Annotated in this window: 10 protein-coding genes; 7 read left to right on the top strand and 3 right to left on the bottom strand. The window is 58.1% G+C overall.

Translation table 11 applies throughout. The annotated features are described in order from the left end of the window. Positions 1–179 precede the first annotated feature (179 nt). The 3 genes from hmsP (at position 180) to ACTJJ6_RS13490 (ending at position 5509) form a co-directional block, all read left to right on the top strand. Positions 180–2186 (top strand): biofilm formation regulator HmsP, encoded by a 2007-nt coding sequence (hmsP, locus tag ACTJJ6_RS13500; protein WP_028127370.1) that lies wholly within the window; start codon positions 180–182, stop codon positions 2184–2186. Positions 2187–2459: 273 nt separating this feature from the next. After that, positions 2460–3746 carry a dicarboxylate/amino acid:cation symporter gene (locus ACTJJ6_RS13495; RefSeq protein ID WP_016929514.1) on the top strand — a complete coding sequence of 429 codons (1287 nt, stop codon included), beginning with the start codon at positions 2460–2462 and terminating at the stop codon, positions 3744–3746. Between the two features lie 260 nt (positions 3747–4006). Beyond that, positions 4007–5509, top strand: a complete 1503-nt coding sequence (locus ACTJJ6_RS13490; RefSeq protein WP_028127369.1) for a M16 family metallopeptidase — start codon at positions 4007–4009, stop codon at positions 5507–5509. Positions 5510–5535: 26 nt separating this feature from the next. Here the strand turns inward: ACTJJ6_RS13490 and ppiC are convergent, their stop codons facing one another. Further along, on the bottom strand, positions 5536–5817 hold the full coding sequence (ppiC, locus tag ACTJJ6_RS13485) for a peptidylprolyl isomerase PpiC (RefSeq protein WP_004934175.1): 282 nt from the start codon (positions 5815–5817) through the stop codon (positions 5536–5538). A gap of 109 nt (positions 5818–5926) precedes the next feature. On the opposite strand from ppiC, the gene rep reads away from it, so the two are divergent. After that, on the top strand, positions 5927–7951 hold the full coding sequence (gene rep, locus ACTJJ6_RS13480) for a DNA helicase Rep (RefSeq protein WP_004934177.1): 2025 nt from the start codon (positions 5927–5929) through the stop codon (positions 7949–7951). Between the two features lie 32 nt (positions 7952–7983). Here the strand turns inward: rep and ppx are convergent, their stop codons facing one another. Together ppx and rhlB are read right to left on the bottom strand one after the other, a co-directional pair. After that, a complete protein-coding gene (ppx, locus tag ACTJJ6_RS13475; protein WP_016929512.1) occupies positions 7984–9480 on the bottom strand; it encodes an exopolyphosphatase in 1497 nt (498 codons plus the stop codon). A 5-nt stretch (positions 9481–9485) separates the two neighbouring features. Continuing rightward, positions 9486–10772 carry an ATP-dependent RNA helicase RhlB gene (rhlB, locus tag ACTJJ6_RS13470; protein WP_015376249.1) on the bottom strand — a complete coding sequence of 429 codons (1287 nt, stop codon included), beginning with the start codon at positions 10770–10772 and terminating at the stop codon, positions 9486–9488. Positions 10773–10903: 131 nt separating this feature from the next. On the opposite strand from rhlB, the gene trxA reads away from it, so the two are divergent. The 3 genes from trxA to wecA all read left to right on the top strand — a co-directional run bounded on the left by trxA (position 10904) and on the right by wecA (position 14277). Then, on the top strand, positions 10904–11230 hold the full coding sequence (trxA, locus tag ACTJJ6_RS13465) for a thioredoxin TrxA (protein WP_004934187.1): 327 nt from the start codon (positions 10904–10906) through the stop codon (positions 11228–11230). Positions 11231–11630: 400 nt separating this feature from the next. Next, the gene (rho, locus tag ACTJJ6_RS13460; protein ID WP_004934188.1) at positions 11631–12890 is read left to right on the top strand and encodes a transcription termination factor Rho; all 1260 of its coding nucleotides are present in this window, start codon (positions 11631–11633) and stop codon (positions 12888–12890) included. 289 nt (positions 12891–13179) lie between these two features. After that, the gene (gene wecA, locus ACTJJ6_RS13455; RefSeq protein WP_028127624.1) at positions 13180–14277 is read left to right on the top strand and encodes a UDP-N-acetylglucosamine--undecaprenyl-phosphate N-acetylglucosaminephosphotransferase; all 1098 of its coding nucleotides are present in this window, start codon (positions 13180–13182) and stop codon (positions 14275–14277) included. Positions 14278–14283: the final 6 nt, after the last annotated feature.

Below are 14283 nucleotides of genomic sequence, written 5' to 3'. Positions count from 1 at the left end.
TGTGTGCGGGTCGCGTTTGTTCGCTTTAGGAAAAGACTGAAACCCGCGATTTTCTTGGTTTTGCCTGCGGCATAGCCAGATAAAAACAGCCGATGATCGAGTATACTCAGCCCGGTTCGAGGGGGCGGGTGAGAGTCAGCCCCCTTTTTTGTTTCAGCCCGATTTCACGGAGAGCAGGTTTGCGGGTCAGGCGTTCGTTAACGATTAAGCAGATGGCGACAGTGTCCGGCGTGGCGCTGGTTACGATCTGCATCTTTATCGTGATCCAGTTATTCCACTTTGTGCAGCAGCGCAGGGATGACTACGCCCAGCAACTGGAGAATATCGCCCACTCCGTGCGCCAGCCGCTGGCGGAGGCGGTGCTGCGCATGGACGTGCCGGAAGCCAAAAGGGTGCTGAACACGCTGTTGCCGGTCGGCATTCTCAGCCGGGCGGATATCGTCTTGCCGAACGAGTTTCAGGCGCTGCACGCCAATTTCCCGCCGGAGCGGCCGGTGCCGACGCTGATCGCCCGGTTGTTTGAGCTACCTATCCAAATTTCCGTGCCGCTCTATTCGCTGGAACGGGTGCCGGCCAACCAGCAGCCGCTGGCCTATCTGGTGCTGCAAGCCGATTCGTTCCGCATGTACCAGTTTATCCTCAGCATTTTGTCGACCATGCTGTCGACCTATCTGTTGCTGGCGCTGATCCTGTCGGTGGCCATCACCTGGTGCATGAACCGGTTGATGGTGCATCCGCTGCGCGCGATGGCCAAAGAGCTGGAGAACATCTCGCAGGACGAAGCGCCCTATCACCAGTTGATGCTGCCGGCGCTGCACCAGGACGATGAGCTCGGCCTGCTGGTGCGCAATTACAACCGCAATCAACAGACGCTGGCCAAGGCGCATGCCGACATGAGCCGCCTGAGCACCCGCCACCCGGTGACCGAACTGCCGAATCCTGCATTGCTGAACGCGTTGCTGGAACAGCATATCGCCTCCAGTCTGCGCCCTGAGCGTTTTAACCTGCTGGTGATCGGCATCGAGACGCTGCATGAAGCGTCTGGCGTGATGAGCCCGGCGATGCGCGAAGCGCTGCTGCTGGCGCTGGCGAAGAAGCTGCGCGGCTGCATCGACGAAAACGGCGTGTTGGCGCAGCTGAGCAATACCGAATTCGCCATTCTGGCCAAGGGTATCGAGCGGCCGTTCCACGCCATGCAGCTGGCGCGGCGCATCATGGCGGAGATCAATGCGCCGTTGACGCTGGAAGGTCTGGCGCTGCGGCCCAACGCCAGCATCGGCATCGCGCACTACCTCAATCAGGGGGAGAGTGCGGAACAGCTGCTGCGCAGCGCCACCTCGGCGATGATGTCCGCGCACCGCGAAGGAAAAAATCAGATCCTGTTCTTCGAACCCAGCCTGACGGAACGCACGCAGAAGCGGCTGACGCAGGAGAGCGAGATCCTGCACGGCATCGAGCAGCGGCATTTCACGCTGTTCCTGCAGCCGCAGATCGACATGCAGTCCAACGAGGTGATCGGCGCCGAAGCGCTGCTGCGTTGGCAGCAGTATGACGGCAGCTATACCCTGCCGGCCGACGTTATCCCGCTCGCGGAAGAGCTGGGCGTGATCGTGCCTCTCGGCAACTGGGTGCTGGAAGAGTCTTGCCGCATCCTGGCGGACTGGCAACAACGCGGCATTGCGCTGCCGCTGGCGGTTAACGTTTCCGGAATTCAGATGCAGGATGAAGCGTTCGTCCCGCATCTGAAAAACCTGCTGGCGCAGTATCGGATCGATCCGCGCAAGCTGCTGCTGGAGATCACCGAGACGGTACGCATCGACGATCTCGATCGCGCCCTGGCGCTGCTGCGCGAGCTGCACGACCTGGGGCTGTCGATCGCGCTGGACGACTTCGGCATGGGCTACTCCAGCCTGGAGTACCTCAACCGCTTGAAATCCCTGCCGATCGATTTGATTAAGATCGACCGCAGTTTCATTCAGGGGCTGCCGGCCGACGATGCGATGGTGCGCATCGTCAGTTCGATCTCCGAAGTGCTGGCGTTGCCGGTAATGGCCGAAGGCGTGGAAAACGCCGAACAGCGCGACTGGCTGCTGCAGCACGGCATTCGCAGTGGGCAGGGATTCCTGTTCGCCCGGCCGCTGCCGCGCGAAGCGTTCGAAGCCGAGTTTTGCCGCGCGGCGCGGTGAGCGTCGCGATACCTTTCCGGTACTTTTCCTCGTCCGAAAATCGCCATTCTTTATCTACCTCTTTTGCGTTAGTGCAAACAAAGGCTTACGCAATTTTCAGCTTTGCACCCCGACTGACGCGTTTCAGCTCTTAAATTCACATCAACCCCACACGGTGGGTGCAACAAATTATTTCCATGTTGTTAAGTGGGTGTTATTTTCCGCGCAAGCGATGAACAGGCTGGATTTTTAGACTGCTGCCTGATGCGTGTCTTCCCCCCATAGGATGTTCATATGAAAACAACGATCTTTAAGAGCCTCTATTTTCAGGTGCTGACGGCGATCACGCTGGGTATCCTGCTTGGCCATTTCTACCCTGACCTCGGCGCCGAGATGAAACCTCTGGGCGATGGCTTCGTCAAACTGATCAAGATGATCATCGCGCCGGTGATCTTCTGCACCGTGGTGACCGGCATCGCCGGCATGGAAAGCATGAAGGCGGTAGGGCGCACCGGCGCCATCGCGCTGCTGTATTTTGAAATCGTCAGCACCATCGCGCTGATTATCGGCCTGGTGATCGTCAACCTGGTGCAACCGGGCGCCGGCATGAACGTCGATCCCGGCACGCTGGACGCCAAAGCGGTAGCGGTCTACGCCGAGCAGGCGCAGCAGCAGGGCATCATCCCGTTCCTGCTGGACATCATCCCCGGCAGCGTGATCGGCGCGTTCGCCAGCGGCAACATTCTTCAGGTGCTGCTGTTCGCGGTGCTGTTCGGCTTCGCCCTGCATCGTCTGGGCGACAAAGGGCAGCTGATCTACAACGTGATCGACAGCTTCTCGCGGGTGATTTTTGGCATCATCAACATGATCATGCGCCTGGCGCCGCTGGGGGCCTTCGGCGCCATGGCGTTTACCATCGGTAAATACGGCGTCGGCACCCTGGTGCAACTCGGCCAGCTGATCGTGTGCTTCTATATCACCTGCATCCTGTTCGTGGTGGTGGTGTTGGGCAGCATCGCCCGCGCCAACGGCTTCAGCATCTTCAAATTCGTCAACTACATCAAAGAAGAGCTGCTGATCGTGCTGGGGACCTCGTCGTCCGAATCCGCGCTGCCGCGCATGCTGGATAAAATGGAGAAGCTGGGCTGCAAGAAATCGGTGGTGGGTCTGGTTATTCCGACCGGGTACTCCTTCAACCTGGACGGCACCTCTATCTACCTGACCATGGCCGCGGTGTTTATCGCTCAGGCGACCAACACCCACATGGATATCATGCATCAGATTACCCTGCTGGTGGTGTTGCTGCTCTCCTCCAAAGGGGCGGCGGGCGTGACCGGCAGCGGCTTTATCGTGTTGGCCGCCACCATCTCCGCCGTCGGCCACCTGCCGTTGGCCGGCCTGGCGCTGATCCTCGGCATCGACCGCTTTATGTCGGAAGCCCGCGCGCTGACCAACCTGGTGGGCAACGGTGTGGCGACCGTGGTGGTGGCAAAATGGTGTAACCAGCTGGATGAAAAACAGCTGAAAGACACGCTGAACAACAAAAACACCGGCGCGGACAAAACGCTGCCTTCCGCCTGATATCGGCGGTAAATCACCGGCCGCATCCGCGGCCGGTGAGCTTCTTCCCCTGCCTCGTAACGATTTTTTGCATTAAAAACCCCGCAATCCATTATTTTTCACTCTAATGAGTGACATCCGCAAAGGCGCGCGGTCTAACACGATGGTACACTTTCTGCTTTCCGCCCCACCGTGAAACTCAGGGCGTATTTTTATGATTCCATTGAATGGAATACACGCATTTGCATAAGAAATTGGATAGTCATTAAGTAGGGGTTCACATGCAGGGCACCAGAATTCATCTTATAGTTGGTGGGCTGCTATTGGCTGCAGCCAGTAGCAGCGTGCAGGCTGAAGCACTACAACCCGATCCTGCCTGGCAGCAGGGGGCGCTGGCCAACGGGTTTTCATGGCAGATTCTCGATACGCCTCAGCGGCCAAGCGACCGCGTGGAACTGCGGCTGATCGTCAATACCGGCTCTTTGGTGGAGTCTTCGCAGCAGACCGGTTTCGCCCACCTGCTGCCGCGGCTGGCGTTGACGCGCAGCGAAAGCTTTACCGCGCCGCAGCTGCGCGCCCTGTGGCAACAGAGCGTGGATAACGAGCGGCCGCTGCCGCCGGCTATCATCTCGTATGATTTCACCATGTATAACCTCAGCCTGCCGAACAACCGGCCCGACCTGCTGAAAGAAGCGCTGGCCTGGCTGGCGGACACCACCGGCAAACTGGCGATCGACGAGCATACGGTGCACGCGGTGATGAATTCCACCATCAATCCGGTCGGCACTTTCCCGCCCAATACCCAAGATGTCTGGTGGCGTTACCGCCTGAAAGGTTCGACGCTGCTGGCGCACGATCCGGCTCAGCCGGCGAAACGGCCGGTCAACCTCGAGCAGTTGAAGAAATTTTATCAGCAGTGGTATACCCCGGACGCCATGACGCTGTTCGTGGTCGGCAAGGTTGACAGCCGCAGCCTGGGCGAGCAGATCAACAAGGCGTTCTCGCCGCTGCAAGGTAAACGTGAAACCCCGGCCCCGATGCCGACGCTGACACCGCTGCCGCAGCAGCCGGTGAGCCTGATCAGCGAGCAGGTGAAACAGGATACGCTGTCGATCATGTGGGATTCGCCGTGGCACCCGATTCGCGATTCGCAGAGCCTGCTTCGTTACTGGCGTGGCGATCTCGCCCGCGAGGCGCTGTTCTGGCATCTTCAGCAGACGCTGGAAAAAAGCGACCAGAAGAGCCTGCATCTGGGCTTTGACTGCCGCGTGCAGTACCAGCGCGGGCAGTGCGCCATTCATCTGGATACGCCGAACAACAATCTGAACGGCAGCCTGGGCTTTATCGCCCGCGAGCTGGCCAACGTGCGTGACAACGGCCTGTCGAAAGAAGAATTCGATGCGCTGCTGGCGCAGAAAAACGATCAGCTGAGCAAGCTGTTCGCGACCTACGCCCGCACCGACACCGATGTGCTGATGAGCCAGCGCCTGCGTTCGCAGCAGAGCGGGGTGGTGGATATCGCGCCGGAGCTGTATCAGAAGCTGCGCCAGGAATTCCTGTCCAGCCTGACGCTGGAGACGTTGAATCAGGCGCTGAAGCTGCAGCTGTCTCAGGAGGCGACGCTGGTGCTGATGCAGCCGAAAGGCGAGCCGGAAATGAGCATGAAGCAGCTGCAGGAAACTTATGACGGCATCATGATGCCGGCGCCGGCGGTGGTGACGGAAGAAGCCAAACCGGCCGACGCTGCGGTGGCTGCGCCGGCGACGGACGCCGGCGCGCAGTAATATCGCGACAGGGGGCTCAGGCCCCCTCAGTTGCGATACAGCACCTTGATGATGTGGTAACCGAACTGGGTTTTGACCGGGCCGTAAGGTTTGAGCAGCGGTATGCTGAACACCGCTTTATCGAACGCAGGCACCATCGCGCCCTTGTTGAATTCGCCCAGCGAGCCGCCGTTGCGTTTTGACGGGCAGCTCGAATATTTGCGCGCCAGCGTGTCGAAGCTGACGCCGCGCTTCAGCTTGGCCAGCAGCTCGTTGGCCAGCTTTTCATTGTCTACCAGAATGTGCAGGGCGCACGCCGTTTTTGCCATGGTATTGCCTTTGTCGATGCGAAAATTGCGCTGATTATACCCGCTAAATCTCATCGGCGCTTTCTGCTACAATTCCCTTCCACGTTTTACAGTCGAGCAAGCCAGCACCATGCGATTAAACCCCAGCCAACAACAAGCCGTCGAATTCGTTACCGGGCCCTGCCTGGTGTTGGCCGGTGCCGGTTCCGGCAAGACGCGCGTTATCACCAACAAGATAGCCCACCTGATCCACCACTGCGGCTATCAGGCGCGGCACATCGCCGCCGTGACCTTTACCAACAAAGCCGCGCGCGAGATGAAAGAGCGCGTGTCGCAAACCCTGGGGCGCAAAGAGGCGCGCGGGCTGATGATTTCCACCTTCCACACCCTGGGGCTGGAAATCATCAAGCGGGAATATGTGGCGCTGGGCATGAAGTCCAACTTCTCGCTGTTCGACGACCAGGATCAGCTGGCGCTGTTGAAAGAGCTGACCGAAAAGTGGCTGGAAAGCGATAAAACGCTGGTGGCGCAGCTGATTTCGACCATCTCCAACTGGAAAAACGACCTGATCGATCCCCAGCGCGCGGCGGAGCTGGCGCGCTCGGAGCGCGACAAGCTGTTCGCCCACTGCTACGGCCTGTACCACGCCCATATGCGGGCGTGCAACGTGCTGGACTTCGATGACTTGATCCTGCTGCCGACGCTGCTGTTGCAACGCAACGAAGAGGTGCGCGAACGCTGGCAGCAGCGCATCCGCTATCTGCTGGTGGATGAGTACCAGGATACCAACACCAGTCAGTACGAGCTGGTGAAGCTGCTGGTGGGCAACCGCGCGCGCTTTACCGTGGTGGGCGACGACGACCAGTCGATCTACTCCTGGCGCGGCGCGCGGCCGCAGAACCTGGTGCTGCTGAAGGAAGATTTCCCGGCGCTGCAGGTGATCAAGCTGGAACAAAACTACCGTTCCAGCGAGCGCATTCTGAAGGCGGCCAACATTCTGATCGCCAATAACCCGCACGTGTTTGAAAAGCGGCTGTTTTCTGAACTGGGGTATGGCGAAGAGCTGAAGGTGGTGACCGCCAACAATGAGGATCACGAAGCCGAGCGGGTGGTGGGGGAGTTGATCGCCCACCACTTCGTGAAAAAGACCAATTACGGCGACTATGCGATCCTGTACCGCGGCAACCACCAGTCGCGGGTGTTTGAAAAGATGCTGATGCAGAACCGCATCCCGTACAAGATTTCCGGCGGTACGTCGTTCTTCTCTCGCCCCGAGATCAAGGATCTGCTGGCTTACCTGCGCGTGCTGACCAACCCGGAAGACGACAGCGCCTTCCTGCGCATCGTCAATACCCCCAAGCGCGAGATCGGCCCGGCGACGCTGCAGAAGCTTGGCGAGTGGGCCAACCAGCGCAACAAGAGTTTGTTCCATGCCAGCTTCGATCTGGGGCTGAGCCAGCATCTGACCGGGCGCGGGTTGGAATCGCTGCAGCGTTTCACCCACTGGCTGGGCGGCATCGCCCAGCAGGCGGAGCGTGAGCCGGTGGCGGCGGTGCGCGATCTGATCCGCGGCGTGGATTATGAGAGCTGGCTGTTTGAAACCTCGACCAGCCCGAAGGCCGCCGAAATGCGGATGAAAAACGTCAACACGCTGTTCGGTTGGATGACGGAAATGCTGGAAGGCAACGATCTGGACGAGCCGATGACGCTGACCCAGGTTGTGACGCGCTTCACTCTGCGCGACATGATGGAACGCGGCGAAAGTGAAGAGGAGCTGGATCAGGTACAGCTGATGACGCTGCACGCTTCCAAAGGGTTGGAGTTCCCTTATGTGTTCCTGGTGGGCATGGAAGAGGGTCTGCTGCCGCATCAGAGCAGCATCGACGAAGACAATGTCGATGAAGAGCGGCGTCTGGCCTATGTGGGGATCACCCGCGCGCAAAAAGAGCTGATTTTCACCCTGTGCCGCGAGCGCCGTCAGTACGGCGAGCTGGTGCGGCCGGAGCCGAGCCGGTTCCTGCTGGAGCTGCCGCAGGACGATTTGGCGTGGGAAACCGAGCGCAAAGTGGTGAGCCCGCAGGAGCGGATGCAGAAGGGGCAGAGCCATCTGGCCAATATCCGCGCCCAGCTGGCCAAGGCCAAAGGCGGGAATTAAAAAGAAAGGGCGCTCATCGCGCCCTTGTCATGTCAACGTTGTTCTTCCAACCGCAGCGTCCAGTGGACGTAGCTCTGCCAGTGGCTTTCCTGCTCCAGCGCCTCGGCGCGCAGCGGATGCTGCTCCAGCCAACCCGGCGGCAAGATCACCGTCAGTTCATCGTCCTGATTGGCGCGTAAACGCACCGCCGGCAGCGTGTCGTCGCGGCGGCGGCTGGCGAAGATGATCGCCAGGCGCAAAATGCGGCACAGACGCTGCGCGGTGCGCGGCGGCAGGGCGTTTTGCTGGTTCAACAGCGACAGGTCGAGGGTGTTGCTCTGGTTTTGCAGCAGGGTGGCCAGCAGTTTTTTCTGCGCGGGGGTAAAGCCGGGTAAGTCCAGGTGGCGGATCAGGTAGGCGGCGTGTTGCGGCGCCTGCTTGAAATCGACGCTGAGGCCGAGTTCGTGAATCAGGCTGGCGCTGTGCAACAGCTCGCGACATCGCGCATCCAACTGCCACTCGTTGGCGACCTGCTGCGAGAAGTTGGCGGCGAGCTGGCTGACGCGCTCGGCCTGCTCGGTATCGATCAGGTAACGGCGCTGCAGGTTGCGGATGGTGCGGATGCGAATATCCTGCTCCACCGGCAGATGCAGCATGCCGTAAACCAGGCCTTCACGCAGCGCCCCGCCGGCCAGCATCATGCTCTCGATGCCCAGCTCCTGGAAGATGGCCAACAGAATGGACAGGCCGCTCGGGAACACCAGCGCGCGCTCCAGCGTCAACCCTTCGATCTCCAGCTCTTCCAGCTTGCCGCACTGAATGGCGCGCTGTTTCAGCTGGCGCAGTTTGGGCAGGGTGATGCGCTCATCCATGCCCTGCGCCACCATGATTTCCTGCAGCGCTTGCACGGTGCCGGAAGCGCCGACGCAGATCTGCCAACCTTGCTGGCGCAATTGCGGTGCGATCGGCCGCACCATGTCGCGCGCGGCCTGTTCGGCGCGCTCGAAGTTTTCTTGCCCGAGGTTGCGATCGCTGAAGTAGCGTTCCAGCCAGGTGACGCAGCCCATCGACAGGCTATACAACTGCGTTGCCTGTGCGCCGGTGCCGGTGACCAGTTCGGTGCTGCCGCCGCCGATGTCGACGACCAGCCGGCGATCCGGCCCGCCGGTGGTGTGCGCGACGCCGTGATAGATCAGCCGTGCCTCTTCTTCGCCGCTGATCACCTGTACCGGGCAGCCGAGGATTTGCTCGGCGGCCTGCAGGAACTCATCGGCGTTGGACGCCAGACGCAGCGTGGCGGTGGCGACGACGCGGATCTGCTCGCGCGGTATGTCCTGCAGGCGTTCGGAGAACAGCCGCAGGCACTGCCAGCCGCGTTGCATGGCTTCATGCGACAGGTGATTGTTCTGATCCAGCCCGGCCGCCAGGCGCACTTTGCGCTTGATCCGCGCCAGAGTCTGAATGCTGCCGGCCACCTCGCGCACTACCAACATGTGGAAGCTGTTGGAGCCGAGATCGATGGCAGCATAAAGCGTGCTGGAACTGAGCATGGCGATCAGCTCGAACGTTTACGGTTGTTGCGCGGCGCGCCGCCGCGACGAGGCGCGGAGTTGCGACGTGGGCCGTTGCCGCCGCGCGGGCGCGACAGGCGCTTCGGCGCCGGCAAATCGGTCAGCAGCGCATCGCTGTTGTACTTGCTCACCGGAATGCTGTGGTCGATATAGGTCTCGATCGCCGGCAGGTTGAGCGCATACTCTTCACACGCCAGGCTGATGGAGTGGCCGCTGGCGCCTGCGCGGCCGGTACGGCCGATGCGGTGCACGTAGTCTTCGCAGTCGTCAGGCAGATCGTAGTTGAAGACGTGCGTGACGGAAGGGATGTGCAGACCGCGCGCGGCGACGTCGGTGGCGACCAGAATATCGAGGTTGCCTTTGGTGAAGTCGTCGAGGATGCGCAGGCGTTTTTTCTGCGCCACGTCGCCGGTCAGCAGGCCCACGCGGTGACCGTCGGCGGCCAGATGGCCCCAGATGTCTTCGCAGCGGTGCTTGGTGTTGGCGAAGATGATGGCGCGATCCGGCCACTCTTCTTCAATCAGCGTCTGCAGCAGGCGCATTTTTTCTTCGTTGGACGGGTAGAACAGCTCTTCTTTAATGCGGTGGCCGGTTTTCTGTTCCGGTTCCACTTCAACATATTCGGCGTTGTTCATCTGCTCGAAGGCCAGTTCGCGTACGCGATAGGACAGGGTAGCGGAGAACAGCATGTTCAGGCGTTGATCGGCCGCTGGCATGCGGCGGAACAGCCAACGGATGTCTTTGATAAAGCCAAGATCGTACATGCGATCGGCTTCATCCAGCACGACGACCTGCATCGCGCCGAGATCGACATAGTTCTGTTTGGTGTAATCGATTAAACGGCCGGTGGTGCCAATCAGAATGTCCACGCCGCTTTCCAGCACTTTCAACTGCTTGTCGTAGCCGTCGCCGCCGTAGGCCAGGCCCAGTTTCAGGCCGGTGCTCTGGGAGAGCGCTTCCGCATCAGAGTGGATTTGCACCGCCAGTTCACGCGTAGGCGCCATGATCAAGGCGCGCGGCTGATTGGTCTGGCGATCCTGTTTCGCCGGGTGAGTCAGCAAATAGTGAAAAGTAGACGCCAAAAACGCCAGCGTCTTTCCGGTACCGGTTTGCGCCTGACCTGCAACGTCACGCCCGGAGAGCGTGAGCGGCAATGCTAACGCCTGGATGGGCGTGCAATTATGAAACCCTTTTTTCTCAAGGGCTTCAAGGACTAACGGGTGCAGGGCGAAGTCGGAAAACTTCTGTTCGGTCAAGTGTGTTTTGCTCATAGTGTGGTAGAATATCAGCTAACTATTGCTTTACGAAAGCACATCCGTTGAAATAAACGCGGTGCAATAAAATCACCTTGAGTTGGTTAATGCTACACCAACAAGGTAGACATAATCCTGTGGAGTAGAACATGAGCGATAAAATTATTCACCTGACTGACAGCAGCTTCGAAGCTGACGTGCTGAAAGCGGAAGGGCCGATCCTGGTCGATTTCTGGGCTGAATGGTGTGGGCCGTGCAAGATGATTGCTCCGATTCTGGATGAGATTGCCGAAGAGTTCGAAGGCAAACTGACCATCACCAAGCTGAATATCGATCAGAACCCGGCTACCGCGCCTAAGTACGGTATCCGTGGCATCCCTACGCTGTTGCTGTTCAAGAACGGTGAAGTGGCCGCGACCAAGGTTGGCGCGTTGTCCAAAGGTCAGCTCAAAGATTTCCTGAACGCGAATCTGTAATCGGGCGGGAAGCCCAGTATCAGGCGCCTGGCGGTGATGTTCAATTCACCGCTAGACGCCTGCCAAGAAGCGTGTTAAGTTTAACCACACTGCATATAGAACTTGCCCGAAGTTTTAAATCTAAAGAGTTTGAATCTAAAGCTATACTCTGTGTCGAACCACTGGCGTTGAAAGTAAACTGAACTCAGCCCATGTTTTGGCAATCAAACGGTTTTGCAAAAATCATTTTTAAGGTACCTTCGATCTTCAACCGTCAATGCGTGCGCCCGATGTAAGCCATTTCTTACCGCGACGGCTCTGCGCCCGGTGATCGAACGTCCAGTAAACAGGCACGCATTTCGCTGCCATACCATTCACGATACAAGTTCGAGACATACCCCGAGTTTAAGAACCCACCACTATGAATCTTACCGAATTAAAGAATACGCCGGTTTCTGAGCTGATTACTCTCGGCGAAAATATGGGGCTGGAAAACCTTGCCCGCATGCGCAAGCAGGACATTATCTTCTCCATTCTGAAGCAACATGCGAAAAGCGGAGAAGATATCTTCGGCGACGGCGTGCTCGAGATATTGCAGGATGGATTCGGTTTCCTCCGCTCTGGAGACAGTTCCTACCTCGCCGGTCCCGACGACATCTACGTATCCCCTAGCCAAATCCGCCGCTTCAACCTCCGCACAGGTGACACCATTTCCGGTAAGATTCGTCCGCCAAAAGAAGGCGAGCGCTATTTTGCCCTGTTGAAAGTCAACGAAGTCAACTACGACAAGCCGGAAAACGCCCGCAGCAAGATCCTGTTCGAGAACTTGACGCCGCTGCACGCCAATTCCCGTCTGCGGATGGAGCGCGGCAACGGCTCGACCGAAGACCTGACGGCGCGCGTACTGGATCTGGCGGCGCCGATTGGCCGCGGCCAACGTGGCCTGATCGTGGCACCGCCGAAAGCCGGTAAAACCATGCTGCTGCAGAACATCGCGCAGAGTATCGCCTACAACCACCCAGACTGCGTGCTGATGGTGCTGCTGATCGACGAACGTCCGGAAGAAGTGACCGAGATGCAGCGTCTGGTGAAGGGCGAAGTGATCGCCTCGACCTTCGACGAGCCGGCTTCGCGTCACGTGCAAGTGGCCGAAATGGTGATCGAGAAGGCCAAGCGCCTGGTTGAGCACAAGAAAGACGTGATCATTCTGCTCGACTCCATCACCCGTCTGGCGCGCGCCTACAACACCGTGGTGCCGGCCTCTGGCAAGGTGCTGACCGGTGGTGTGGACGCCAACGCCCTGCACCGTCCGAAGCGTTTCTTCGGTGCGGCGCGTAACGTGGAAGAGGGCGGCAGCCTGACCATTATCGCGACTGCGCTGGTTGATACCGGTTCGAAGATGGACGAAGTGATCTACGAAGAATTTAAAGGCACCGGCAACATGGAATTGCACCTGGCGCGTAAAATCGCCGAGAAACGCGTATTCCCTGCGATCGATTACAACCGTTCCGGTACCCGTAAAGAAGAGCTGCTCACCACCTCCGAAGAGCTGCAAAAAATGTGGATCCTGCGCAAAATCATTCACCCGATGGGTGAGATTGACGCGATGGAGTTCCTCATTAATAAGTTGGCGATGACCAAAACCAACGATGAATTCTTCGATATGATGAAACGCTCATAATTCGTTAAAAAATTCGCTGAACGCCACGCCTAGTCGTGGCGTTTTTTGCTTTTGGCGGATACGATAAGTAGCGGTAATGGAAAAGTAAGTTGTTTCTACGACTTATTGAGAATTCTTCTTGTTTTCGATATCTGAGTATGCGGCATGTTACTGCCGGAATTGGCCGCGGTGCTGGGGCGAATGAGAATGAATTCCCGCATCATAAGAAATGACTGAAAGGCAACGGGATCTCATGGCATAGCCTGTCGCCCATGTTAAGCTGCCTATCTTCTTACGAGATCTGTTAATTGTGAACCTACTCACTATGAGTACTGAAATTCTATTTGTTTTCCTATTCTCCTTAGCTTTCCTCTTTGTTGCCCGTAAGGTAGCGAAACGCATTGGGTTGGTTGATAAGCCGAACTATCGTAAACGTCACCAAGGATTAATTCCGTTGGTTGGCGGTATTGCGGTCTATGCCGGTCTATGTTTCGCTTTCTTTATATCGGAACAAAAGATTGCACACAGTGAACTTTACCTCACCTGCGCGGGCATTTTAGTGTTCATCGGTGCCTTGGATGACCGTTTTGATATCAGCGTTAAGATCAGAGCGTTAGTTCAGGCATTGGTAGGCATTGCCATGATGGTGTTCGCCGGTTTGTATCTGCGCAGCTTTGGCCATGTACTGGGGAACTGGGAAGTCTTACTGGGTCCCTTTGGCTATTTGGTGACGCTGTTTGCGGTATGGGCGGCTATCAATGCTTTCAATATGGTTGACGGCATTGATGGCTTGTTGGGTGGGTTGTCGTGTGTCTCCTTCGGTGCGCTGGGCCTGCTGCTGTACCTGAGCGGCCATAACGAGCTGGCGTTCTGGTGCTTTGCGATGATCGCTGCCATCGTTCCCTATATTTTGCTCAACCTCGGTATCCTCGGCCGCCGCTATAAAGTGTTTATGGGTGATGCCGGTAGCACCCTGATCGGCTTTACCGCCATTTGGTTGCTGCTGCAAAGTTCGCAGGGAGCCACTCGCTCGATCAATCCGGTGACGGCGCTGTGGATCATCGCGATTCCGCTGATGGACATGATAGCGATCATGTATCGTCGCTTGCGCAAAGGAATGAGTCCCTTCTCTCCCGATCGTCAACATATTCACCATCTGATCATGCGCGCCGGTTTTACGCCAAGGCAGGCTTTTGTGCTCATCACTCTGGCTGCCGTGTTGTTAGCTGCAGTTGGCGTGATCGGCGAGCGCCTGACTTTTATCCCAGAGTGGGTTATGTTGGCATTATTCTTGCTTGCTTTCTTCCTGTACGGTTACTGCATCAAGCGCGCCTGGCGGGTTGCGCGGTACATTAAGCGTATCAAGCGTCGCCTGCGGCGTTCGAGCGATAACAAGCAAGTATCTTAACCAGAG

The sequence above is a fragment of the Serratia sp. 22278 genome, assembly GCF_052045405.1.
Classification (GTDB): Bacteria; Pseudomonadota; Gammaproteobacteria; order Enterobacterales; family Enterobacteriaceae; genus Serratia; species Serratia marcescens.
Note: the sequence above shows the minus strand (reverse complement) of the source record. Positions and strands in the feature narration are given on the sequence as shown.